The organism is Nocardia macrotermitis, assembly GCF_009604405.1.
GTDB classification, from domain to species: Bacteria; Actinomycetota; Actinomycetes; order Mycobacteriales; family Mycobacteriaceae; genus Nocardia; species Nocardia macrotermitis.
In genome coordinates, this window is sequence record NZ_WEGK01000006.1 from 320,870 (window position 1) to 343,762 (window position 22,893).

At 67.0% G+C, this 22,893-nt stretch carries 23 protein-coding genes and 1 tRNA gene; 12 read left to right on the forward strand and 12 right to left on the reverse strand.

Annotated elements, in window-relative coordinates; genetic code table 11:
• Positions 1 to 54: 54 nt before the first annotated feature.
• Positions 55 to 444, reverse strand: a complete 390-nt coding sequence (locus tag NRB20_RS16765; protein ID WP_319945013.1) for a winged helix-turn-helix transcriptional regulator — start codon at positions 442 to 444, stop codon at positions 55 to 57.
• Between the two features lie 57 nt (positions 445 to 501).
• Here NRB20_RS16765 and NRB20_RS16770 point away from each other — a divergent pair, with 57 nt between their 5' ends.
• Positions 502 to 876: a VOC family protein gene (locus tag NRB20_RS16770; protein WP_153411043.1), complete on the forward strand. Its 375-nt coding sequence runs from the start codon at positions 502 to 504 to the stop codon at positions 874 to 876.
• Between the two features lie 57 nt (positions 877 to 933).
• Here NRB20_RS16770 and NRB20_RS16775 read toward each other — a convergent pair whose 3' ends face one another.
• Positions 934 to 2,040, reverse strand: coding sequence for an NADH:flavin oxidoreductase (locus tag NRB20_RS16775; protein ID WP_153411044.1), 1,107 nt, complete (start codon positions 2,038 to 2,040; stop codon positions 934 to 936).
• Positions 2,041 to 2,328: 288 nt separating this feature from the next.
• Here NRB20_RS16775 and leuS point away from each other — a divergent pair, with 288 nt between their 5' ends.
• From leuS to NRB20_RS16790, 3 genes are all read left to right on the forward strand, one after another.
• Positions 2,329 to 4,827, forward strand: a complete 2,499-nt coding sequence (gene leuS, locus NRB20_RS16780; RefSeq protein ID WP_153411045.1) for a leucine--tRNA ligase — start codon at positions 2,329 to 2,331, stop codon at positions 4,825 to 4,827.
• Positions 4,828 to 4,962: 135 nt separating this feature from the next.
• Positions 4,963 to 6,390, forward strand: a complete 1,428-nt coding sequence (locus tag NRB20_RS16785) for an MFS transporter (RefSeq protein ID WP_319945014.1) — start codon at positions 4,963 to 4,965, stop codon at positions 6,388 to 6,390.
• 105 nt (positions 6,391 to 6,495) lie between these two features.
• Positions 6,496 to 7,071, forward strand: a complete 576-nt coding sequence (locus NRB20_RS16790; RefSeq protein ID WP_153411046.1) for a hypothetical protein — start codon at positions 6,496 to 6,498, stop codon at positions 7,069 to 7,071.
• Positions 7,072 to 7,099: 28 nt separating this feature from the next.
• Here NRB20_RS16790 and NRB20_RS16795 read toward each other — a convergent pair whose 3' ends face one another.
• From NRB20_RS16795 to NRB20_RS16805, 3 genes are read right to left on the reverse strand one after another with little or no spacing between them, the layout of a single operon-like run.
• Positions 7,100 to 8,023, reverse strand: a complete 924-nt coding sequence (locus tag NRB20_RS16795; protein ID WP_153411047.1) for an intradiol ring-cleavage dioxygenase — start codon at positions 8,021 to 8,023, stop codon at positions 7,100 to 7,102.
• Positions 8,020 to 9,081: a maleylacetate reductase gene (locus NRB20_RS16800; protein ID WP_227833578.1), complete on the reverse strand. Its 1,062-nt coding sequence runs from the start codon at positions 9,079 to 9,081 to the stop codon at positions 8,020 to 8,022. Before NRB20_RS16800 ends, NRB20_RS16795 begins: the two co-directional genes overlap by 4 nt.
• Complete coding sequence (locus NRB20_RS16805; RefSeq protein WP_319945015.1) at positions 9,078 to 10,871, reverse strand: FAD-dependent oxidoreductase; 1,794 nt, start codon at positions 10,869 to 10,871, stop codon at positions 9,078 to 9,080. Before NRB20_RS16805 ends, NRB20_RS16800 begins: the two co-directional genes overlap by 4 nt.
• A gap of 148 nt (positions 10,872 to 11,019) precedes the next feature.
• Here NRB20_RS16805 and NRB20_RS16810 point away from each other — a divergent pair, with 148 nt between their 5' ends.
• Complete coding sequence (locus NRB20_RS16810) at positions 11,020 to 11,946, forward strand: helix-turn-helix domain-containing protein (RefSeq protein WP_153411048.1); 927 nt, start codon at positions 11,020 to 11,022, stop codon at positions 11,944 to 11,946.
• 81 nt (positions 11,947 to 12,027) lie between these two features.
• Positions 12,028 to 12,525: a MarR family winged helix-turn-helix transcriptional regulator gene (locus NRB20_RS16815; protein ID WP_153411049.1), complete on the forward strand. Its 498-nt coding sequence runs from the start codon at positions 12,028 to 12,030 to the stop codon at positions 12,523 to 12,525.
• Between the two features lie 77 nt (positions 12,526 to 12,602).
• Here NRB20_RS16815 and NRB20_RS16820 read toward each other — a convergent pair whose 3' ends face one another.
• Positions 12,603 to 13,157 carry an NADPH-dependent FMN reductase gene (locus NRB20_RS16820; RefSeq protein ID WP_153411050.1) on the reverse strand — a complete coding sequence of 185 codons (555 nt, stop codon included), beginning with the start codon at positions 13,155 to 13,157 and terminating at the stop codon, positions 12,603 to 12,605.
• A 153-nt stretch (positions 13,158 to 13,310) separates the two neighbouring features.
• Between NRB20_RS16820 and NRB20_RS16825 the strand changes: the two genes are divergently transcribed.
• Together NRB20_RS16825 and NRB20_RS16830 are read left to right on the forward strand one after the other, a co-directional pair.
• The gene (locus NRB20_RS16825; protein ID WP_153411051.1) at positions 13,311 to 13,817 is read left to right on the forward strand and encodes a VOC family protein; all 507 of its coding nucleotides are present in this window, start codon (positions 13,311 to 13,313) and stop codon (positions 13,815 to 13,817) included.
• A 56-nt stretch (positions 13,818 to 13,873) separates the two neighbouring features.
• Positions 13,874 to 14,644 (forward strand): pirin family protein, encoded by a 771-nt coding sequence (locus NRB20_RS16830; protein WP_153411052.1) that lies wholly within the window; start codon positions 13,874 to 13,876, stop codon positions 14,642 to 14,644.
• A 25-nt stretch (positions 14,645 to 14,669) separates the two neighbouring features.
• Here NRB20_RS16830 and NRB20_RS16835 read toward each other — a convergent pair whose 3' ends face one another.
• The 4 genes from NRB20_RS16835 to NRB20_RS16845 are packed head-to-tail and all read right to left on the reverse strand — an operon-like array spanning position 14,670 to position 17,194.
• Positions 14,670 to 14,936, reverse strand: coding sequence for a hypothetical protein (locus NRB20_RS16835; protein ID WP_153411053.1), 267 nt, complete (start codon positions 14,934 to 14,936; stop codon positions 14,670 to 14,672).
• Entirely contained in the window at positions 14,936 to 15,178 is a 243-nt protein-coding gene (locus tag NRB20_RS38925) for a non-oxidative hydroxyarylic acid decarboxylases subunit D (protein ID WP_264766353.1), read from the reverse strand. The genes NRB20_RS16835 and NRB20_RS38925 overlap by 1 nt, the downstream gene beginning before the upstream one ends.
• The gene (locus NRB20_RS16840; protein WP_153411054.1) at positions 15,175 to 16,602 is read right to left on the reverse strand and encodes a non-oxidative hydroxyarylic acid decarboxylases subunit C; all 1,428 of its coding nucleotides are present in this window, start codon (positions 16,600 to 16,602) and stop codon (positions 15,175 to 15,177) included. Before NRB20_RS16840 ends, NRB20_RS38925 begins: the two co-directional genes overlap by 4 nt.
• Positions 16,589 to 17,194, reverse strand: coding sequence for a non-oxidative hydroxyarylic acid decarboxylases subunit B (locus NRB20_RS16845; protein ID WP_153411055.1), 606 nt, complete (start codon positions 17,192 to 17,194; stop codon positions 16,589 to 16,591). Before NRB20_RS16845 ends, NRB20_RS16840 begins: the two co-directional genes overlap by 14 nt.
• Positions 17,195 to 17,273: 79 nt before the next feature.
• Here NRB20_RS16845 and NRB20_RS16850 point away from each other — a divergent pair, with 79 nt between their 5' ends.
• On the forward strand, positions 17,274 to 17,684 hold the full coding sequence (locus NRB20_RS16850; RefSeq protein WP_194289887.1) for a MarR family winged helix-turn-helix transcriptional regulator: 411 nt from the start codon (positions 17,274 to 17,276) through the stop codon (positions 17,682 to 17,684).
• A gap of 162 nt (positions 17,685 to 17,846) precedes the next feature.
• On the opposite strand, the gene NRB20_RS16855 is transcribed toward NRB20_RS16850, so the two are convergent.
• Positions 17,847 to 17,920 (reverse strand) — tRNA-Arg (locus tag NRB20_RS16855).
• A 107-nt stretch (positions 17,921 to 18,027) separates the two neighbouring features.
• The gene (locus tag NRB20_RS16860; protein WP_319945016.1) at positions 18,028 to 18,456 is read right to left on the reverse strand and encodes a MarR family winged helix-turn-helix transcriptional regulator; all 429 of its coding nucleotides are present in this window, start codon (positions 18,454 to 18,456) and stop codon (positions 18,028 to 18,030) included.
• Positions 18,457 to 18,565: 109 nt separating this feature from the next.
• Between NRB20_RS16860 and NRB20_RS16865 the strand changes: the two genes are divergently transcribed.
• The 3 genes from NRB20_RS16865 (at position 18,566) to NRB20_RS16875 (ending at position 22,755) form a co-directional block, all read left to right on the forward strand.
• Positions 18,566 to 19,651 (forward strand): FAD-dependent oxidoreductase, encoded by a 1,086-nt coding sequence (locus NRB20_RS16865; protein ID WP_153411058.1) that lies wholly within the window; start codon positions 18,566 to 18,568, stop codon positions 19,649 to 19,651.
• A 120-nt stretch (positions 19,652 to 19,771) separates the two neighbouring features.
• Positions 19,772 to 21,808, forward strand: coding sequence for a cytochrome c oxidase assembly protein (locus NRB20_RS16870; protein WP_153411059.1), 2,037 nt, complete (start codon positions 19,772 to 19,774; stop codon positions 21,806 to 21,808).
• The gene (locus NRB20_RS16875; RefSeq protein ID WP_319945017.1) at positions 21,805 to 22,755 is read left to right on the forward strand and encodes a serine/threonine dehydratase; all 951 of its coding nucleotides are present in this window, start codon (positions 21,805 to 21,807) and stop codon (positions 22,753 to 22,755) included. The genes NRB20_RS16870 and NRB20_RS16875 overlap by 4 nt, the downstream gene beginning before the upstream one ends.
• Positions 22,756 to 22,893 lie beyond the last annotated feature (138 nt).

Sequence of the window (22,893 nt, forward strand, 5' to 3'; positions counted from 1 at the left end):
CTGAACACCACCCGCGCGCCCGACCTTCGGATCGGGCGCGCGGTGTGTCTGTGGCTATCGCGGTCCGATCACATCCGGTTGGTCTGTCGGCTCGGGCCGGTGGGCCGGGGTGGCCAGGAGGTGGTCGAGGTGGGTGCGGGACCAGGTGCAGAGGGTGTGGACTGTGGTCAGGAGTTCGGTACCGGGGGTGGTGAGGGTGTAGTCGACGTGGGGGTTGGGGGTGTGGTGGTCGAATCTGGTTATCAGGCCGTGGTTTTCGAGGTCTCGTAGGGTTTGGGTGAGCATCTTGAAGCTGATGCCCTGGACCGCGCGGTGTAGTTCGCGGAAGCGGTGTCGTCCGCTGTCGATCTCCTCCAGGACCCGCAGTGCCCATTTGGTCGACACCACCGCGAAGACTCGCAGCGCGATGTCGTGTGCGTGTCGCTGTTCGTCGTCGGGGTTCACCGCTCACCTTCGAGTGCGTACTGCCGCTGTCGCCGGATCGGCCGTAGCGTCCGGCACATGCGAATTCTGAAGACCTATGCCCGGCTGTTCGTCGCCGATCTGGACACGGCATTGCCGATCTATCAGCAGCTCGTGGGGGCGGCGCCGGACCTTCGGGTCGGGTTCGAGGCCGCGGAACTCGCCGCGATCGGCGACTTCCTGCTCATCGCCGGCCCACCCGAGGCCGTCGACGGCTACCGCGCGACCATCGGTCCGGCGATCGTCGACGACCTGGATGAACTCGTGGAAGTCCTCACCGCCGCGGGCGCGACCCTGACCGGTGGCCCCTTCCACGGCCCGACCGGTCGACTCGCCTATCTCGACCACCCCGACGGCACGAACGTCGAATACGTCGAATGGACGGCATCGATACGCGAGCGCATACTCGGCTGAGTGCCGGTCGAAAACCGTTGGCCGGCACCGGATCATCCGGTGCCGGCCGTCGCGGGACTACCGGAACGGAACGATATCCGCGAGTTGCCGCGCGCGAATCTTGTTCACCCATTCCGGGTCGGCGAGCAGTGCCCGGCCCAGGGCCACGACGTCGAATTCCCCGCGTTCGAACTGGTCGGTGAGGAAGCGGAACCGGTCGGCCTGGGTCTCGTCGATGGTGTCGCCGCGGAATACGCTGTCCACGCCCACCGAACCGACGGTGATGACGGGGCGTCCGGTGATCTTCCTGGTCCAACCCGCCAGGCTCAGATCGGCTGCGTGGTCGGTGAATTCGGGCAGCCAGTGGCGGCGCAGCGAGGTGTGGAAGATATCGACTCCGGCGTCGACGAGCGGGGCCAGCAGTTCCTCGAGTTCACCGGGATTGTCGGCGATCCGGGCGGTGTAGTCGACGCCCTTCCACTGTGAGAAACGGTAGATGATCGGGAAATCGGGGCCGACCGCCGCGCGTACGGCCGCGACCACGCGCGCGGGGAACGCCGCCCGCCGACGCGGCGTGACGCCGTAGTCGTCGGTGCGCTGATTGGTTGTGGCCCAGAAGAATTGGTCCAGCAGATAGCCGTGCGCACCGTGGATCTCCACCCCGTCGAAGCCGAGTTCCTGTGCCAGCAAAGCGGATTCGACGTAGGAGGCGATCAGGGTGTCCAGATCGTCGACGGTCAACGCCCGGCCGACCGGCGCGCCCTCGTGATCCACACCCGACGGGCTCACCGACAACGTGTCCGGCTCGAATTCGGGCGTGTTACCCCGGTCGACGCCGGTGTGCCACAGCTGCGGCACGATCGCCGCACCCTCCGCGTGCACCGCCTCGGCCACCGCCTTCCAGCCCGCCGCGCTGTCCGTGCCGTAGAACCGCGGCACCGCCGAGAACGGCCCGGCCGCCGGGCCGCGCACATAGGTGCCCTCGGTGATGATCAGCCCGACCCCACCGGCCGCATGCTCCCGGTAGTACTCGATGTTCTCCGAATTCGGCACTCCGCCAGGCGATTTCACGCGCGTCATCGGAGCCATCGCGAACCGGTTCCGCAGTCGCAGCGATCCGGCGTCGAATTCGGTGAACAGTGCGTCGAGCTGGATCGCCGAGTCACCGGCCGATTCTTGTGACATGGAGCATATTTCCTTCCGATGCGGCATTCGATCGTGAAGATCCGATCGCCCGAACAACGCCGCAGACGTCCCGGCCATTCCTGCTCGGATGTGATCGCGGTAACCGGGCGCGCACTGCGCGGCTGTACGGTCCGGCGATATTCGACGGCCTGGGGCAGACGCATAACCGCTGCTCAGAGCCATTCTGGGCGGCTATAACCCGGGATATCCGGTAGCGCTCGAACCTCCCGATATGGTCGAGTGGTTGTCCCACCCGGATGCGATTTCCGAGCGAAGCGAGCCCGAGCGATGACTGCCGTCGAACCCCCGAACAGCGATGAGATCTACGACCCACAGGCCGTGATCGACAAGTGGCTCGCGGTGTGGGACGAACTCGGTACCTTCGAGGTGGACCGGACCGATAACGAGCCGGATCGGCCGCGGCGCTACGTGGTGAGCATGTTCGCGTACCCGTCCGGTGACCTGCACATGGGCCACGGCGAGGTGTTCTCGATCAGCGATGCGATCGCGCGCTTCGCCCGGATGCGCGGTGCCGAGACCCTGTTCCCGGTCGGCTGGGACTCCTTCGGCCTGCCCGCCGAGAACGCGGCGTTCAAACGCGGTCTGGATCCCCGGGAGTGGACCTACACCAATATCGAGACACAGGCGGATTCCTTTCGGCGGCTGGGGATCTCGTTCGACTGGCGCACCCGTCTGCACACCAGTGATCCGGAGTACTACCGGTGGAACCAGTGGCTGTTCCTGCGGCTGTTCGAGCGGGGGCTGGCGTACCGCGATGACGCCATGGTGAATTGGTGCCCGCAGGATCGAACGGTGCTGGCCAACGAACAGGTGGTGAGCGGTCGCTGTGAACGATGCGGAGCCGAGGTCGTCAAACGCGCACTCACCCAATGGTTCTTCCGGATCAGCGCGTACGCCCAGCGACTGCTGGACGACATGGATCGGATCGAACCGGGTTGGCCGCCGGAAATCCTGACCATGCAACGCAATTGGATCGGACGTTCGGAGGGCGCGCATATCGACTTCGCCATCGAGGGCCGCGACGAGCCGGTGCGTATCTTCACCACCAGACCGGAAACCCTGTTCGGCGCAACATTTTTCGTGATCGCCTTCGACGCGCCACTGGCCGCGCAACTGTGCGCACCCGAGTGCCGCGCCGCCTTCGAAACCTACGTCCGGCAGGTTTCCGCGAGCACCGATATCGAGCGCTTGGCCACGGATCGACCCAAAACCGGTGTGTTCCTGGGCCGGTACGCGATCAATCCGGCCACCGGCGAACGGATTCCGGTCTACGCGGCGGACTACGTACTCGCGACCTACGGCACCGGCGCGGTCATGGCCGTACCCGCACACGATCAGCGCGACCTGGATTTCGCTCGGACACAGGGGATTCCGGTGCAGACCGTGATCGACACCGGCGCGGCCGACCCGGCCCGAACCGGCGTCGCCACCGACGGCGCGGGAGTACTGATCTCCTCCGGACGCTTCACCGGGCAGTCCGATACCGAGGCCCGCGCGGCGATCGTGGCCGACCTGACCGAGCGCGGTATCGGCGCGAGCGCGGTCACCTACCGCCTGCGCGACTGGCTGCTGTCACGCCAGAGATATTGGGGCACACCGATTCCCATCATCCACTGCGACGACTGCGGTCAGGTGCCGGTGCCCGACGACCAACTGCCGGTACGTCTGCCCGAGAGCGGTTACGACCTGCGCCCGGACGACGGCCGCGCACCCCTGGCCAGCGCGCACGAGTGGGTCCGGGTGCCGTGCCCGCGCTGCGGTATCACCGCCCGTCGCGACACCGACACCATGGACACCTTCGTCGACTCGTCCTGGTATTTCCTGCGATACCCGAATCCGGACTTCACGCAGGGCCCGTTCGATCCCGCCGAGATCGCCCGCTGGCTGCCGGTGGACGAATACATCGGCGGCAAGGAGCACGCCACCGGCCACCTGCTCTACGCGCGTTTCCTGACCAAGGTCCTGCACGATCTGGGCCTGCTGCCGTTCACCGAGCCGATGACCCGCCTGACCAATCAGGGCCAGGTGCTGATGGACGGCAAGGCGATGAGCAAGAGCCTGGGCAACCTGGTCGACCTGCGAAGTCAGATCCGGCAGTACGGCCCGGACGCGGTGCGGGTCACCATGATCTTCGCCGGACCGCCCGAGGACGATATCGACTGGGCCGATGTCTCCCCGCAGGGCGCGGTCAAATGGCTGGCCCGGATATGGCGTCTGGCGGTCGACATCGGTTCCGCCGCAGGCACTTCCGAGCCCACCTCGAACAGTGCGACGCTGCGCCGGGACGTGCACGCGACGATCGCCGAAACCACCGCGCTGATGACCGGCAAACGCCTCAATGTCGCTGTCGCCCAACTGATGCGCTTGACCAACCTGCTGCGCAAGGCCGTCGACACCGGCCCCGGACCGGCCGACCCCGCGGTCCGCGAGGGCGTCGAGGCGCTGGTCCGGATGTCCTCCTGCTTCGCCCCCTTCACCGCCGAGGAATCCTGGGAACGCCTGGGCCATAACCCCTCGGTCTCCGACGCGGGCTGGCCCACCCCCGACCCGTCCCTGCTCGCCCACGACACCACGACCTGCGTCATCCAGATCGACGGCAAACTGCGCGACCGCCTGCAAGTCCCCGTCGACATCGACGAAACCGCCCTGCGCGCCCTGGCGCTGGCCTCGGCCACCATCACCGATGCGCTGGCCGGTCGTGCCACGACGAGAGTGATCGTGCGCGCCCCGCGACTGGTGAACCTGGTGACGAAACACGGGCGATAACAGTCTGCACGCCTTACCCGGGAAGTTCGCTCGAGATTCGCTCATGATCACCTAGCCTGGGTAGGCCGATCATGGCCGGGTGGTATTCGCCGAGGATCGGGATGGTTGACCCGCAGTCCGAGGAGGTCGTGTCCGGTGAATGTGCTGATCCCGCGCGAACGTCCGAGGCGCTGGTCGCTCGACGATATCGTCGTCACCGACCCGCCGATCATCCGCCGGGCCATCGGCGCGGCGAGCATCGGCAACATCACCGAGTGGTACGACTTCGGCGTCTACGCGTACTTCGAGCCGACCATCAAAGAGGTGTTCTTCTCGCACCTGGGCAACACCGCGGGCACGATCGCGACGTTCGGGTTGTTCGCGGTGGCGTTCCTGGTCCGGCCGTTCGGCGGCATGTTCTTCGGACCGCTCGCGGACCGCGTCGGCCGCAACAAGGTGCTGGCCACCACCATGATCCTGATGGCCGCGGGCACCTTCGCGATCGGCTGTATCCCGGATCAGGATTCGATCGGGCTGTGGGCGCCGATGCTGCTGCTGTGCGCGCGGTTGCTACAGGGTTTCTCGACCGGCGGTGAATACGGGAACGCGATGACCTTCATCGCCGAGTACGCCCCCGACCGCCGTCGCGGATTCCTCGGCAGCTGGCTGGAATTCGGGACCTTCACCGGATATCTGCTCGGCGCGCTGATCGTCACGCTCGCCGATGCGACGATGTCGCACGAACAACTGCTGTCCTGGGGTTGGCGACTGCCGTTCTTCGTCGCGCTGCCGCTGGGTGTGGTCGGGGTCTATCTGCGGATGCGGCTGGCCGACACGCCCGCGTTCGCCGCGCTGGAGAAGGAATCCGAGGATCGGGAGAAGGCCAACAAGACCGGCGACGAGGCCAGGATCCTGGCCCGGCTCTGGCCGTACGTGCTGGTCTGCATGGGCCTGGTCATCGTCTGGAACGTCACCAACTACATGCTCACCTCGTACATGCCGACCTATGTCACCTCGACGGTGCCCGACGCGACCGGCGGCGGCGTGTCCTCCACGACCTCGCAGTGGTTGCAGATCGCGGTGATGGCCATCGCGCTGCTGACCATTCCACTGCTGGGCCTGCTGTCCGATCACATCGGCCGCAAACCGATCATCTGGGGTGGGATCGTCGCGCTGATCGTGCTGGCGTTCCCGATGGTGCTGCTGGTGCGGATGGACAACGCGTTCGCGGTCTTCCTCGGGCTGCTGATCATGGGCCTGACGCTGATCTGTTTCAGCGCGACGATGCCGTCCACCCTGCCCTCGCTGTTCCCGACGAAGGTGCGCGGCGCGGGCCTGTCGGTGGCGTTCAACGTCGCGGTCTCGTTGTTCGCGGGCACCACTTCGGTGGTGGTCGGCGCGCTGGTCGGCGCCACCGGCGACCTGAACTGGCCCGCCTACTACCTGATCATCGCGGGCGTGATCGGCGCGGTGTCGGTCTACTTCCTCCAGGAACCCAACGGCCGCCGGATGTGGGGTTCGGCCCCGGCCGCGCAGTCCGAGGCGGAGGCCGAAGAGCTGGTCGGGGCACAGCGCGCCGGATAACCGACCCGAACCCGCCCCGCGACCATCCACCGAGGGGGTGGCGTGAATCGATGAGGCAATTACACTGTGGCTGCACTGTTTCCGTGGTCGGATGGAAGGCGTCACGTGAAGAGGTTCACTGTTCGGATCGGTTTGGCCGGAGCTCTCGCGGCGGCACTGGCATTCGCGTCGATGACGTACGCGACGCCCGGTGCATTGCCCCAGGCAGAGGCCGCGCCCGCCGCGCCGGTGGCGGATGAGCTGGTCACTCTCCAGGAGTTCGCGACCTTCAACGACGGCGCGCGCGACCCCCGCGACACCGGGTTCTACTTCGCCACCAAGCAGTCCGAGGCGTCCGCCGCGGTGAACAAGTTCCACTTCCGCAAGATCGAGGATCTCGGTCGCGTGCACACCACTCCCGGGGCCAACCGGGCCGCGGTGCACCGTCTGCGGCTCAAGTCCAGCGAGCACCCGTCGTACCTGCTCGCGATCTCGGACCGCGACATCAGGAACACCCAGTGCATCGATGAGGGCATCATCGGCTGGATCGACAACTCCCCGGAGATCGGCGACCATCCGCTGCTGCGCTACAGCTACAACAACACCCGCTGGGCCGCCGCGGTCGACACCTCGCCCGGCCAGGCCGCGCTGATCGCCCACGGTTTCCACTCCGACGGCCCGATCGGCTTCGTAGTTCCCTGATTCCCGGGGATTTCCCTGAGCCTCAGGCTCATTCGGCCGGGGCGAGCACGATGTCGAACCGCACCTGCGTCCAGGTGCGGTCGATCGTGCGTCCGTCAGGGGCGGTTCCGGCGGGCTGTTCGATGAAGTCCTTGACGAGCGACTCCTTCACTCCGAAGACGCTGTCGCGGTCGAGCAACTCGTCACCGCGGACGAAGATGTGGGTGACCAGACGGCGATAGCCCTCGACGGTGACCATGAAGTGCAGATGCGACGCTCGGTAGGGGGAGCGGCCCGCCGCGCGCAGCATCGCGCCGACCGGGCCGTCGTGGGGGATCGGGTAGGGGGTCGGGGTCAGCGCCCAGAAGCGGTAGGCCCCGTCGTCGTCGGTGAACAGGTGGGCGCGTCCGGCGATGCGGCCGTCGGGATACTGCACGTCGTAGAGTCCGTCGTCGTCGGCCTCCCACACCTCTATGCGAGCACCGGGCAGCGCTCGGCCGTCGGTGTCGGTGACGGTGCCTTCGACCCAGCACGGTTGTCCGGTCGCGCCGAAGGACATGTCCTCGCCGAGTTCGATGTGCGGGGAGTTCTCCACGAAGAAGGGGCCGAAGACGGTGGCTTCGGTGGCGTCCCGATGGATCTCGTTGTTGATGGCGATGGTCTGCATGGACACGCCCAGGGTGTCGGACAGCAGGATGAACTCCTGCCGCCGGTCGTCGGTGATATGCCCTGCCGCCGTGAGGAATTCGATGGCGCGCGCCCACTCGGCCTCGGTGGGCCGCACCTCGCGCAGGAAGTCGTGCAGATGCTCCACCAGCGAGACCATCACCTGTTGCAGCCGCGGATCGGGACACTGGTCGAACGAGCGCACCACCCGGTCCACCACATCCTGCTCGATCGCCGCCTGCCGGTCGGACCCGGCCGGACGAGGAATCTCGTTGTCGGAGTGCGTAATCGGCGTGCTTTCGGTCATCGGGGATCATCTCCTGCCCAGGCGGCCCGCAGCAGAACGGTGAGCCCGTCCGCGGTGACGGGGGTCGGATTGTTCGTCGGAATCGCGTTCAGAATAGGCGTGATCGCTTGGGAGATACCGCTTTCGGGCATTCCGAAGTCCTTCAACGCGGTCGGTGCGCGCAGGGCGGTGCGCAGTGCGTTCAGGCCCGCGCTCGCGGTCGCGGATCCGAAACCCTGAGCGATCCGGCGCTCGGCTTCCGGGGCGTTCGGGGTGTTGAACGCCAGGACGTGCGGCAGGACGACGGTGTGCGTCTGCGCGTGCGGCAGATCGAACATGCCGCCCAGCACATGACAGATCTTGTGGTGCATCCCGGAACCCGCCGAGGTGAAGGCGACCGCGGCCAGATACGCGCCGTACAGGGTCGGCTCGATGCTGTCCGGCCCGGTCGTCCCGTCGGCCAGCCGGGTCAGGCCGTCGGCGAGACCGCGGATGCCCTCCTGGGCCAGCGCCCGATCGATCGGATCGGCGCGCGGCCCCCACATCGCGTCGACGCAGTGCGCCAGCGCGTTGAAACCGCTGGCCACCGTCATTTCCGGCGGCAGTGTGGCGAGCAGTGTCGCGTCGTAGACGATCGAGGCGGGCAGAACCCGGGGATCGATGCCGGTTGTTTTCCGCCCGTCCTCGGTGAGCCCCCAGACGTTCGTCGCCTCGCTGCCCGCGTACGTCGTCGGCACCGCGACGATCGGCAGTCCCGTGGTCAGCGCGACCGCCTTGGCCAGCCCGGTCGCCGAACCGCCCCCGATGCTGACCAGGACATCCGCGTCGGAGGTGGTCGCCGTCCGCCTGGCTTGTTCGGCGACCGCGAGCGGTACGTGCATCACCACTTCGCGCTGATGCGCCACGACCGTCAACGCACGCACGATCGCCGCCGCCCGCTCGGCTTCTCGCTCCGACGCGATCAGCAGCACCCGCGATTTCCCGAGCGCCGCGATCTCGGCCGCAACCGCCTCGGCGGCATCACCAGCACCGAACACCACCCGCTGCGGCAGCATCTCGTGCACGAAGTCCAGGGTCATCGGCTCAATACCTTCGTAAGTGCCACGCGCAGTTGGGTTTCCGGGTCGTGCGGCATGTTCGTCGACCGCCACGCGATATGTTTGTCCGGCCGCACCAGCACCGCCCCCGACTCGTCGATCTCCCGCCGCCGCGCCCAGTCGTAGTAGAGATCCGTGGTCGCCTGCCCGGGACCGATCACCACGACCTCCAACGGCAGCCCCAGTTCCCGCCCGATCACATCGGCGGCATCGACCCACGCCGAACCCGCGATCCCGGTGATCAACGTCCACCGCGTGTAGGGAGCGAGATCCATCATCGCCAGGCGGGTGGTGTTGTCGCCGACCCACGCGTGCGGCAGATGCGCACCCGGCGATGTGCCCGCGGCGTAGTAGAGATCGGCATCCTGCTTACCGGTTTCGGGTGCGGGCCGCGTGCCGTCCGAGACGATCGCACCCGATTCGTAGAACTGCCCCAATTCGACTCCGTGCGCATTGAATTCGTAGTTCTTGGTCTCCATCGCATGCACCAGCGCGGCCCGTTTCGCCGCCCCCGCCGCGGTGTCCGCCTTACGTTCCTCGATCGCCGCGGCCATCTCCTCGCCCGCGAGACCGACCACGCCGAGCGCCTCGAAGATATCGCCGAACTCGCGCGCGGACCGGTTGGCGCGCGTGACGATCCGCCGCGCGACCGGGGCCCGCTCGGCGGTGTAGGAATCGAGCAGCGCCGGACCCGCCTGACCCCGCAGCACCGCGGCGAGTTTCCAGGCCAGGTTGTAGGAGTCCTGCACCGAGGTGTTGGAGCCGAGCCCGTTCGACGGCGGATGACGGTGGATCGCGTCGCCGACGCAGAACACCCGGCCCCGATGCAGTTCCGTCGCGTACATCTCGTTGACGCCCCACAGGCTGTACCCGGTGATCTCCGGTTCCAGATCGGGCATGCCGAGCAGGTCACGGATGATCTTCGTCGCCATCTCGTCGTCGAGATCCGGTGCGGGACCGTCGATGTCGTAACCCCACACGATCAGCCACTCGTCCCACGGCCGGACCATCCGCACCAGACCCGTGCCGATCCCGCCGACGTTCGAACCCGGCTGGATGACCCAGTACAGCACGCTCGGGCGATGATCGACCAGCGCCGCGATATCGGCCTTGAAGGTGATGTTCATGGATCCGGCGATATCCATCCGGCCCTCGTACGGCAGATCGATATCGGCGGCCACCGCGGACCGAGCGCCGTCCGCGCCGATCAGATAGCGGGCCCTGATCCGGTACTCGTGCCCGGTCAACCGGTCGCGCACCTCCACCGTGACGCCCGCGTCGTCCTGGACGTGCCCGAGATATTCGGTGGAGAACCGCGTCTGCGTGCCCGCGACCGTGGCGTTGCGCACCAGGATCGGTTCCAGATAGGTCTGCGGAATATCGACCGTCAGGCACGGCGAGGCCAGCCGATAGTCGGCCTCGCGATCGGGCCGGGTGCCCCAGGTGCGGATCCGGCCGATCTCCTCACCGGCGATCGAGGTGCAGAAGACGGTGTCGCCGACCAGGTCGTGCGGTGTCGCGTCGGCCAGCACCTGATCCTCGATGCCCATATCGCGGAAGATCTCCATCGCCCGCTGATTGGTGATGTGGGCGCGCGGAGTGTTCGCGGTCCAGCGGTACTTCGTGATCATGATGTTGGGAACGCCGAGCGTCGACAGGAACAGCGCGGCTGACGCGCCGGCCGGTCCGGACCCGACGATGAGGACGTCGGTGTCGACGAGCGCATCGGTGGGCAGTGCGGTCTCGGCGATGCCGTCGTTGAATACCGGCACCGGAACACCTTTCTCTCCGAGTCTTTCCAGGTCTTTCGAGGGGATGCGTTCAGTGTCGCCGGTCACATCGCCGTCGCCGCCGCACAGCGCCCACGGTGGCGGAAATGAGAACCTTGGCCGCCGACGTGACTCGTGTCACGATGGGAAAATGCCGGTGCCGCTGCCACAGATCTCGAACTTCGAGGTCGACGCGCTCGGGGGAGCCTGCGTCCGGCCGTGGGAGGAGTACAACGCGGCGACCCTGATCGAGTTGTCGTGTCAGGTGCCCGCCGGGCGGACGTTCCGGGCGAGTCTGGTGAATCTGGCGCTGGATCAGGTGCATCTCGCGCATGTGCGTGGCACCGCGCATCTCGTGCGGCGGGACCGTCCGATGGTGGCCGATCGGCCCACCGGCGCGATCGGCGTCTACGCGGCATTGCGTGGCGAGGTGCGCACCGAGTCCGGTTCGCTGCGCACGGTGATCCGGCCGGGACAGGCGCTGGTGTGCGACGTCGACAGTCCGTTTCGTCGCGAATTCGGTTGTGGGCTGGAGGAATTCGTGGTGAAGGTGCCGCGCGCGGCGCTGACCACGATCGCGGGGATGCGCGAGTTCGGTCCGCTGGTACTCGATACCGCCGCGGATCCCCACGCCCGCGCACTCGTTCGGCTGGTCGGGCGGGCGGTGGGTTCGCCGGTGCCGGTGCCCGCCGATGATCAGACAGTGCTCGAGCTGGTCGCGGTCATCGTCGGCGGTGGCCGGGTCCGGTTGCCGCTGGCGCATCGTGCGGCGGCGCGGGCGTTCATCGAGGACAATCTCGCCGATCCCTATCTTTCGGCCGCCGATGTCGCCGCCGGTATCGGAATCTCCGAACGTCAGCTGTCGCGGATCTTCGCCGAACTGGGCACCTCGGTTCCGCGGCACGTCCTGGCTCGACGCCTGGATCGGGCCCGCAGCATGCTGATCCACGCCGGATCCGATCGTCGCACGGTCGATATCGCGGCGCAGTGCGGATTCACCTCGATGCCGTATTTCTCGACGGCGTTCAAACGCCGGTTCGGGGTGGCGGCCGGAGAGGTGCGGCGGGCTTCACGATGAGCCCGGATGCGTGTCCGCGCGCGGTGCGGGTCATGTTTCCGCTGGTGGTTTCGCTGTAAACCATCCAGGTATGTTGGAGAAATGCACGTTTCCGAACCGCAGTGGCTCGAGCCGGACGAGGCCCGGACGTGGCGCGCGTACATCGATGCGTCCCGGCTGCTGCAAGGTGTGATGGAGCGGCAGCTGTCGCACGACAGCGGAATCGGGTTCGCCGACTTCGAGATTCTGGTCGCGTTGTCCGAGGCGCCCGACCGGCGTTTGCGGATGGCCGACGTCGCCGACCGGATCATGACGACCCGCGGCGGCGTCAGCCGTGCGCTGGCCCGGCTGGTCCGCGCCGGGTGGGCCGAGCGCGTCAACTGCGAGGACGACGGTCGCGGCGTGTGGGCGGTCCTGACCGATGCGGGCTGGGCGAAACTGGTCGAAACCGCTCCGGGACATGTGGATACGGTCCGCAGACAGCTGTTCGACGCCCTGAGTCCGGACGAGGTCGGACAACTCGGCGATGTGCTGTCCCGAATCGTCGAGCACCTCGACCCCGCCGCCGCACAGCGAGCCGCCGAGCGCTCTCGAACCTGACCGCGCCGCCACTTCGCCAGGCTGGCCGATGAGCGGAGTGCGCACCGGCCGACCCGACGTCCGTACCCGATCGAATCTCAGCGACGCATGCGGTCGGTCGCGTCGATCAGGTTGTCCAGCAGGCCGGTCAGCTCGCCCTCACGCCGCTCCATCGGCGCGAAACCGTCGGTACCGAAGTCGGTGAACAGCCCCAGCGCGACCTGGCTGCGGATGTCGACCATGTGGAAGTTGGCGACGATCTGACGCCACTGCTCGACCGCGCGGATACCGCCGTCGGCGCCGTAGGACACGAAACCGATCGTCTTCCGGGCCCATTCGGAGCCGAGCGAATCGAAGGCGTTCTTCATCGCGCCGGGCACGCCGTGGTTGTACTCGGGGGTGACCAGGACGAATCCGTCCAGCGCGTCGATCGCCCGGCTCCAGGCGGTGACGGCCGGGTCGTCGTACTGCTTGTTCGCCGCGCCGGGCACCGTGCCGGAGGTCAGGATCGGCACGTTGAAGCTCTTGAGATCGACCAGCGAGAACTCGGCGTCGGTGCGCTGTGCCGCGGCCTTGTACACCCAGTTCGCGACGGCCTCGCCCGCGCGCCCCTCGCGCACGGAGCCCACGACGATTCCGATCTTGGCGGACATATGAATTTCCTCTCGCTCGTTGCCTTCGACTCATTGAATCGGATCGCGGTCCGATGTGACCGCCGACGCTCGGAGACTACAGAGTGGTTGACTAGGAAACTACTTGGGGTATCGTGAGGAAGTCGCCTCGAGGCCGGGTAGGAGGAGCGGGAGATGAACGAGACCGAACAACGACGTTCCGCGGAGCGGGAAACGATGCGTGGACGGCTGCGGGAGCAGTACATGTCGCCGCACGGCGCCGCGCCCGCGTCGACCGCGCGCGGACTGCACCACACCGCACTGGTCTCCTCGGACGTCGAGCGAACCGTCCGCTTCTATCAGGACCTGCTCGGATTCCCGCTGGTCGAACTGATCGAGAACCGTGATTACCCCGGCTCCTCGCACTTCTTCTTCGATATCGGGAACGGAAATCTGTTGGCGTTCTTCGACTTTCCCGGTCTGGACCTCGGTCCGTACCAGGAGGTGCTGGGCGGGCTGCACCACGTGGCGATCAGCGTGGAACTCCCGCAGTGGGAGACGTTGCGGGACAGGCTGATCGCGGCCGGGGTCGAATTCATCGAGCACAGCGAGGTATCGATGTACTTCCGCGACCCCGACGGCGCTCGGATCGAACTGATCGCCGACCCGCTGGGCGAGATGTACGGGAGCCGGATTCTGTGAGCGCCGATCACCGGCCGCTCCGAAATGCACTGTAACGCACTGTGAAAGGCATCGTGATGACGTACGTCGAACCGTCCGTCGACATCCGCCGCGCGGGCGAGCGTCCCGCCACCGACGCGGGATGGCTGGACTCGAAGCATTCGTTCTCGTTCGGGGGACACTACGACCCCGACAACACCCACCACGGTCTGCTGCTGGTGAACAACGACGACATCGTCACGCCCGGAATGGGATTCGAGACGCATCCGCACCGGGACATGGAGATCGTCACCTGGGTGCTGCAGGGGTCGCTCGTGCACCAGGATTCGATGGGCAATTCCGGGGTGATCTATCCGGGGCTGGCGCAACGGATGAGCGCTGGAACGGGCATCCTGCACTCGGAGAAGAACGACTCCTGGCGGCTGTCCGACGCGGACTCCGCCCGTCACGACGATCCGGTGCATTTCGTGCAGATGTGGGTGGTGCCCGACGAACCCGGCATCACGCCGTCGTACGAACAGCTCGAGATCGATGGTGAGTTGCTTTCCGGCGGATTGGTTCCGGTCGCGTCGGGTATGCCCGAGCATGCCGACCATGCGGCCATTCGTATTCGAAACCGTTACGCCACAATGCATGTGGCGCGGATGCAACCGGGACACGACCCGATCACGTTGCCCGACGCGCCGTTCCTGCACATCTTCGTCGCGCGGGGGCAGGTCGCGATGGAAGGTGCCGGGGTCCTGGACGAAGGCGACGCGGTTCGGCTGCGCGGTGGCGGCCAGACCCTGACCACCGATACCGGTGCCGAGGTCATCGTCTGGGAAATGCACGCCACGATCGCGTCCTGATCCACCTCGAAATTCCGGAACCGCGTCAGCGATCAGAGCCGACCTCACGGAACAACCACTGGTGCGGCGGACGGCGCACCAGCCCGGTCGGTTCGGCCTGGATACGCGGCCGCACATGGCTTTTCGAGGACGCGATGAGCACGACGCGATCGTCCGACGAACAGTAGACCCGAATATCGCTGGTCTCGCCGAGCTCATCGGCAGCGGTCGCACGAACCCAGTCGAGCAACTCCGCACCACGGCCCGGGATCGCGGCGGCCTCCCACATGAGCGTCGGCCTCGGCCCGCTCATCACGAAACCAACGGTGGCACAGTCGGTATCGCCGGTGCCGCGGTCAGATCCGACGCGGTCAGGCGGAACGCCGCCGGATATTGCTTGCGGTCGATACGACGTGCGGGTTCGGTTGTGCGCCAGGTGAATCCGCACGGTCCGCATTGACGGACCTCCCAGACTCCCACAACGGGACTGGTCGCGAGAGTGTGGATCGTCTCCGATCCGCAACGTGCGCATACGGATTGCGCGGAGGTGGTCATCGTTGTGCTCCGATCATGGTGGTGAGGCGCTCGACCCAGGCCGCCGCTTCGGGCAGGTCGCGCACGGATTGGCTGAAGTGACCGCGATCGTCCGGGGTGACCGGCGTGGTGGCGTCGATGATGAGCTTGTCGGTGATGCCCGACGGCGAGGAGCTCGGATCGAGCGCCACCACGGACAGATTGGGCAATCGCACCACATCGCCCGCCGCATTGACCTTGGTCGACAGTGACCACATCACCTGCGGCAGATTGAACGGGTCGACGTCCTCGTCCACGAGAATGATCATCTTCACGTACCCGAGCCCGTGCGGCGTCGTCATCGCGCGCATACCCACGGCCTTGGCGAACCCGCCGTAGCGCTTGCGCGTGGAGATGATGGCCAACAATCCGTGCGTATACATGGCGTTGACCGCCTGCACCTCGGGGAAATCCGCCTTGAGCTGCTTGTACAGCGGCACACAGGTGGCCGGGCCGATCAGGTAGTCGACCTCGGTCCAGGGCATGCCGAGATACAGCGATTCGAAAATGGGATCGGTGCGGTAGGAGATCCGATCGATCCGGATCACCGGCATGCTGTGCCCGCCGGAGTAGTGCCCGGTGAATTCGCCGAACGGACCCTCGAGTTCGCGCCGCCGACCCTCGATGACGCCTTCGATCACGACCTCCGAGCCCCACGGCACGTCGAATCCGGTCAACGGCGCGGTGGCGATGGGATACGGCGATTGCCGGATGGCCCCGGCCATGTGATATTCGGACTGGTCGTAGCGCAGCGGCGTCGAGGCCATCAACGTGATGATCGGGTCGTTGCCCAGGGTGATGGCGATCGGCAGATCCCGGCCGCGTTCCTCGGCCGCATGCAGATGAATTGCGATGTCGTGCACCGGAACCGGCTGAATCGCCAGGTATCGCGGGCCTTTGACCTGCATGCGATAGATGCCGACGTTCTGCTTGTCGAAATTCTCCGGCTCGTCCGGGTCGCGCGAGACCACCGCGGCCTTGTCGAGATAGAAACCGCCGTCACCGTCGTTGAGCCGGAACAGCGGCAGCAGATCGAAGAGGTTGATGTCCTCGCCCTCGACGGTGTTGGCACGCCACGGCGCGTCTTCGCGACGTTCCGGCTCGATCGGGAACGCGTCCCAGCGCCGGATGAATTCCGCGACCTGGGCCCTGGTCGAGGTCGCCGGGTCCATGCCGAGCGCGATCGCGTGATTGGGCCAGGAACCGAGCGTGTTCAGCGCGACCTTGGCGTCGGTGAAACCGGCGATGTTGTCGAAGTAGAGGCCCGGGGCGTTCTCGCCGATCCGGCCCGCGGCATTCGCGGCGGCGGCCAGATCCGGCTCCGCCCGCACTTCGTCGGAGATCCGGAGCAGCTGACCGGCTGCCTCCAGTGCGTTCAGGAACGACCTGAGGTCATCGAATGGCATCTTCTCTCCAATCGGTTGTGGATTCGAGGTGGTGAATTCCGGCCCAGCGGCGGGCGCGGGGATGGGGCAGATCGAATTGATCGAGGACCCGCGCGACGACGTGATCGACGATGTCCTCGACGCTGCCGGGGTGGTTGTAGAACGCGGGCATGGGCGGCACGATGCGCACGCCCAGTTCGGCCAGCGCGGTCATGTTCTGGAGATGAATGGCGCTCAGCGGCGTTTCGCGGGGGACCAGCACGAGCCGGCGATGTTCCTTGAGCACGACGTCCGCGGCACGGCCGAGGAGCCCGTCGGAGTATCCGGCGCGGATGCCCGCCAGCGTTTTCATACTGCACGGGATGATGACCATCCCCTCGGTGCGGAACGAGCCGGAACTGATCGAGGCGGCCTGATCACCCGATCCGTGGACCACGTCGGCCAGCGCCCGGACCTCGGCCACCGAATAGGGAGTCTCGAGTTCGATGGTGGTGCGCGCCCATCGCGAGAGCACCAGATGCGTCTCCACGCCCGGAATGTCCCGCAACGTTTTCAGTAACGCCACACCCAGTGGCGCCCCCGTTGCCCCGGACATTCCGACGATAAGACGCATCGTATCCTCCATGGTTCGTATACGAACTATCTGTTTTCAGGCTAGTCTGTTCGTGTACGAACCACAATGGGGAGGTCGCGTGTTCGACGACACACCGTTTCACCTGATGCGCGTGATCCTGCAAGACCACGGCGCCCGCTGGTACGACCGCATGCCACACCTGACCAAACCGCAGTACGCGGTACTCGAGGCACTCGACGCCCACGACGGACTCGACCAGAAAGCACTCGGCGAGGCGAGCGCGACCACGAAGGCCACCCTCACCGAAATGCTCACCCGCATGCAGGAACGCGGCCTCATCGAACGCCGCGCCGACGCCGCCGACGGCCGCAAACGATCGGTACACCTCACCGCCACCGGCCGCCGAACCCTCACCGAAGCCCGAATAGTCGCCCGCGACCTGGAAAAGGAAATCCTCGGCACACTGACCCCCGACCAACTACGCCAGCTCTCATCCCTACTCGCCACCCTGCGCCACGCCACGTCCTGACCCGAACAACACCCCGGGATTCGGGTTTACGCGGTGACTCGCGGGGAAATTGCTAGAGACGCCCCACCTGGGATCCGCCCGAGAAATCCCTTGTCGTACGAGCGCCGAATAGACCGAAAGTCTCTGAACCCGACGGCATTGTCGCTGTTCAGAGCATCCGAGCGCCCCCGGCAGGAATCGAACCTGCGACCTAGGGATTAGAAGGCCCTTGCTCTATCCAACTGAGCTACGGAGGCAGTGCGGCACCAAACACCATGCCGCTTTGGAGGCCCGCTGTCCAGTAAGGGGAGTATAGCGACCGTCCAGGTTGGTCTTGGCTTACGGAGAGCAACCTTGGTGGGGGTCAGTGGGGGGTGGTGAGGATCGCGTCGGTGATCAGGGTCGAGAGTTGTTCGCGGTGGGTGGGGGAGACGCTGGTCAGGAGCGTGTTCAGTTGGGTGACGACCGCGCGGTGGGTGGCTTCGGCTCGGGTGGCGCCGGCGTCGGTGAGGGCTATTCGGAAGGCGCGGCGATCCGTCTCGTGGGGGATGCGGGTGACCAGGCCGCGGCGTTGGGCGCGGTCTACCAGGCCGGTCAGACTGGATTTCTCCAGTGCCAGCCAGCGTGTCAGATCGGACATACCGACCGGTCCGGCCGCGAGGCGGCAGAGCAGCTGAGCCTGCTGGGGGGTGAGGTCCTGGCTGCGGCTGACCTCGGCGAACACCTGCTGCACCCGATGCGACAGCCGTACCAGGGCCTCGGCGAGGGGGAGTTGCTCGACGGTCGTGGTCACGAAACCTCCTGGGATTCGTCGCCATTTTACTGCCGCTTGCATGTTGTTGGTTGTACGAACTAAATTAGTTCGTACAACCAACAGTTTGTAGTGCGAACTTGGAGGGCTCATGGTCGACGTGGTCGTCATCGGCGGGGGATTCGGCGGGACAGCGGTGGCGAAGGCGCTGGACGACATCGCGGAGGTGACCGTCGTCGAACCGCGAGACGCCTTCGTCTACAACGTGGCCGCGCTGCGCGGGCTGACCGATCCCGCGTGGACCGACCGCATGTTCTTCCCCTACGACCGGTTGTTGCGTCGCGGCCGCGTCGTGCGCGATCGGGCCGTGCGGGTCGACGCGTCGAAGATCGAACTCGCCTCGGGCGAGCGGATCGATGCCGACTTCGTGGTGCTCGCGACCGGTTCGGCGTATCCGTTCCCGGCCAAGACCGACGACGATCAGAGCCTCGACGCGAAGGCGAGATTTCATGCCACGCGCGCGAATCTCGTTGCGGCCGAACGGGTCCTGTTGCTCGGTGCCGGTGCGGTCGGCCTGGAACTGGCCGGTGAGATCGTCGCGGCCTGGCCGGGGAAGGCGGTCACGATCCTCGATCCGTCGCCGGAGATTCTCGGCGGTGGCTACCATCCCGACCTGCGCGTCGAGGTGCGACGGCAACTCGCCGAGTTGGGTGTCGAGCTGATTCTGGGTACCGGCCTGCGCGCGGATCCGCCCTCGCGGGCCGGTGAGCTCGAGACCTTTACCGTCGTCACCCGGTCGGGCGAGCCGATCACCGCCGATACCTGGTTCCGCTGCTTCGGCGTGCGGCCGATCACCGATTATCTGGCCGAGGAGTTGTCCGCGGCGCGAGGTCCCGACGGGTATCTGGAGGTCACGCCTGAACTTCGGGTGCGCGGCCAGGATCGGGTATTCGCCCTGGGTGACCTGGTGGCCAGCGCCGAGGGGAAGACCGCCAAGGCCGCGGGTCTGCACGCGGACGTGGTTGCGGCCAATATCCGAGCGTTGATCGAAGGTACGGACGAGTTGCGCGAGTACCGCCCCGGGCCCGAGGGGATTGCCCTGCCGCTCGGGCCGCACGGCGGTGCGTCCTATTCGCCCGAAGTGGGCGTACTGGGCGCGGAAGCCACCGCGCGATTGAAAGGCGCCGATCTCAGGATCACCGCGTATCGCGAAATGTTCGGGCTCGCCGCGCAGTGATCCGGGCTTGCGCCACAGTGAATCGAGAGCGACTCACAGGCGTGTCGGCGGGGTCACAGCGGGTGCGGTCAGGGCCGGGGCGGGGCCGCTGTGCGGGGCGGACCGCATTACCCTCGATGCATGTCGTCACCGCAGGACTCGTCCACCGAACCTGACAGCCAGGCCCCTCGGTCCGAGTCCGCGTCGACGTTTTCCGCGCTCACCACGATGGCGGTCGCGGTCGCGGCCTTCGTCGCGCCGCTGATCGTCGGGCTGTCCGCCGCGCAGGCACTGACGTTGCTGGGCATTCCCGATCCCGGTCCGCTGACCACCTACGGACTTCCGGCGCTGCGCGCGGTCGCGGATCTGTCCGGGGCGCTGGCCATCGGATCGCTGCTGTTCGCCGCGTTCCTGACCCCACCGCAACGCGACGGCCTGCTCGACGTGGCCGGATATCGCGCGCTGCGCCGGGCCGGGATCTGCGCGCTGGTCTGGGCGGGCGCCGCCGCGCTGCTGGTCCCGCTGACCCTCTCGGACACCACGGGACAACCGGTGCTGCGCACGCTGCGCCCCGAACAGGTCTGGCACGCGATCGGTCAGGTGGAGGTCGCCGGTGCGTGGCGGACGACGGCGATCATGGCCGTCGTACTGGCCGTCGCCTGCCGGATCGCGCTGCGCTGGGGGTGGACGCCGCCGCTGTTCGCGCTGTCGCTGGGCTGTCTGCTGCCGATCGCGCTGACCGGGCATTCCTCCGCGGGCGGTGCGCACGATCTGGCCACCAACAGCCTCCTGCTGCATCTGGTCGGCGTGACGGTGTGGACCGGCGGGCTGTTCGCCGTCCTCGCGCACGCGTTGCGCGGCGGTGCGCACACCGATCTGGCCACCCGGCGTTTCTCCGCGGTCGCCACCTGCGCGTTCGTCGTGGTCGCGATCAGCGGCGTGATCAACGCGTGGGTGCGGGTGCCGCTGAGCGATGTGTTCACCACGACTTACGGGCAGTTGGTGGTCGCCAAGACCGTCGCGTTGTGTGCCCTGGGCCTGATCGGATTCTTCCAGCGGCGCAAGGCGATTCCCGCGCTGGCCGCCGATCCGGGCGATCGGGGGGCGCTGATCCGGTTCGCCGGGGTGGAGGCGCTGGTCTTCGCCGCGACGATCGGGCTCGCGGTCGGACTGGGCCGCACCCCGCCGCCGGACCTGAAAACCGTACCCACCCCGGTCGAGGTGGAGATCGGCTACGACCTGCCCGGACCGCCGACGGTCACCCGGCTGCTGTTCGACTGGCGATTCGATCTGATCTTCGGGACGTTGTCGGTCGTGCTGGCGGTGCTGTATCTGATCGGCGTGCGCCGACTGCGCGCGCGCGGCGACGCGTGGCCGGTCGGACGCACCATCTCCTGGCTGTGCGGCTGCGCGATCCTGCTGATCGCGACGAGTTCGGGCGTCGGCCGGTACGCACCGGCCATGTTCAGCGTGCACATGGCCCAGCACATGATGTTGTCGATGCTCGCGCCGATCCTGTTCGCGCTGGGCGGTCCGGTGCTGCTGGCGCTGCGGGTGCTGCCCGCGGCCGGTCGCGACGCACCACCCGGACCCCGGGAATGGATCCTGGCCGCGGTGCACAATCCGGTCTCGCGGTTCATGACAAATCCCGTGGTCGCCGCGGTGTTCTTCATCTCCGGGTTCTACGCGCTGTATCTCGGCGGCATCTTCAACGCCGTACTCGATCAGCACGGCGCGCATCTGGCGATGAATCTGCACTTCCTGGTCTCGGGCTACCTGTTCTACTGGGTGGTGCTGGGCATCGACCCCAAACCCCGGCAGGTACAGCCGCTGACGAAGGTCGGCATGGTGTTCGGGTCACTGCCGTTCCACGCCTTCTTCGGTGTCGCGCTGATGAGTATGACCACGGTGATGGGCGGCTGGTTCTATCGCTCGCTGGGGCTGAGCTGGAATCACGACCTGCTCGGCGACCAGCACACCGGCGGCAGTCTGGCCTGGGCCAGCGGTGAGCTGCCGCTGGTCGTGGTCATGCTGGCGCTGCTGATCCAGTGGTCCCGCAGCGATTCGCGCGAGGCCAAACGCATCGATCGCGCCGCGGATCGCGATCACGACGCGGAACTGGCCGCGCACAACGCCATGTTCGCCGAATTGGCCAGGCACGACCGGGAACAGCGGTGACCGAGGTGGGGCGGGAGCCGCGGCTGTACCGCTCCGATGTGCGTGCCGCGCGGCGGCGACTGGGCCGGCACGTCCGGGTGACGCCCGTCTGCCATACCGACGTCGCCGGTCCGAACGGGCCGGTCGGGGTGAGCCTGAAATTCGAATACCTCCAGCACGGCGGCACTTTCAAGGTGCGCGGCAGTCTCAACGCGCTGCTCGCCGCCGGGGTGCGGGACGAGCGTCCGGTGGTGATCGCCTCGGGCGGTAACGCGGGTATCGCGGCCGCGCTGGCCTGCGCGATCCTGGGACGCTCGTGCACGGTGGTGGTGCCCGAATCCGCGCCACACACCAAGGTCGCGGCCATGTGGGCCTACGGCGCCGAAGTGCTCTGGCGCGGAACGACTTACGTCGAGGCGACCCGGCACGCGGAGGAACTCGCCGCCGAACGCCGCGCACTGCGGTTGCACGCCTACGGGATGCCGGAGGTGGTCGCGGGCGCGGGCACGATCGGGCTGGAGATAGAACGTCAGGTGCGGGCGCGCCCACCCGTGCTGGTGCCGGTGGGTGGCGGCGCGCTGGCGGCCGGGATCGCTGCCGCGCTGGGGACACGCGGACAGGTGGTCGGAGTCGAACCCGTCGGTGCACCGACTCTGCACGCCGCGCTCGCGGCCGGGCATCCGGTGGATGTGCACATCAACACCATCGCCTCGGATGCGTTGGGGGCCACCAGGATCGGCGAGATGGCGATGGAGCTCGCGCAGCGCTACCGGATCGGTTCGGTGCTGGTGAGCGATGACGCGATCTCGATGGCGCGGGAGTATCTGTGGCGCGAGTTCCGGGTCGTGGTCGAGCCCGCCGGGGCGACCGCGCTGGCGGCGATCCAGAGCGGTGCGTATGTGCCGGGACCGCAGGAACGGCCGGTCATCGTGTTGACCGGAGCCAATACGGACCTCACCACGCTCTGATCCGGGCGTCGGGGAATCCGGAACGTCGTCTACTCACAAGGCGAAAGTTATCCCCAAATCGGGAATCGCTCTGGCACACCCCGCGATGATCGGCCAGGCTTGATCACAACGTCGAAATGTCCGCGACGTCGAAATGTC